Raw genomic sequence first — 719 nt, 5'->3', positions numbered from 1 at the left:
TTGTTGCCGATGCGGGCGTCCGAGCCGATGCCGCGGCGCACCATGTTCACGTCGGCGCCCATGATCTCGCACAGGTTGGCGATGTCGTTCATGAAGCTGATCTTGGTGGCCAGCATGGCATTGGCCGCGTACTTGGTCATCTCCGCTGAGGGGATGTCCATGAAGATGAGCGGGTGGCCGTTCATCAAAAACGGCTTGTAGAGCTTACTCATCACCTGCTCGGCCCTGTCAGAGTCCACGCCCACCACGATGCGGTCAGGCTTGAGGAAGTCGTCGATGGCGGCCCCTTCCTTGAGGAACTCGGGGTTGGAGGCCACGTCGAAGGCGATCTGCTCGCCGCGGGCCTCGAGCTCCTCGGCGATGGCGCGGCGCACCTTGGCGGCCGTGCCCACGGGCACCGTGCTCTTGGTCACCACCACCAGGTAGTCGGTCATGGAGCGGCCGATCTCGCGGGCCACGGCCAGCACGTACTTCAGGTCGGCCGAGCCGTCCTCGCCCGGGGGCGTGCCCACGGCGATGAAGGCCACCTGGCAGCCCTGCACGCTCGCCGCCAGGTCAGTGGAGAAGGAAAGGCGCTCCTTCTGGGAGTTTCTGATCACCATCTCCTCCAGCCCCGGCTCGTAGATGGGCAGGATGCCCTGCTTGAGGTTGTCTATCTTCTTGGAGTCGATGTCGATGCAGGTCACGTCGATGCCCACCTCGGCAAAGCAGGTGCCCGT

1 protein-coding gene is annotated in these 719 nt (G+C 64.4%); it reads right to left on the bottom strand.

From position 1 onward, the window contains the following. A partial coding sequence (locus tag I0P70_RS21205; protein WP_196121136.1) for a UDP-glucose/GDP-mannose dehydrogenase family protein occupies positions 1-719 on the bottom strand: 719 nt, incomplete at both ends.

Source organism: Pontibacter sp. FD36, from assembly GCF_015686655.1.
Lineage (GTDB): Bacteria > Bacteroidota > Bacteroidia > Cytophagales > Hymenobacteraceae > Pontibacter.
Note: the sequence above shows the minus strand (reverse complement) of the source record. Positions and strands in the feature narration are given on the sequence as shown.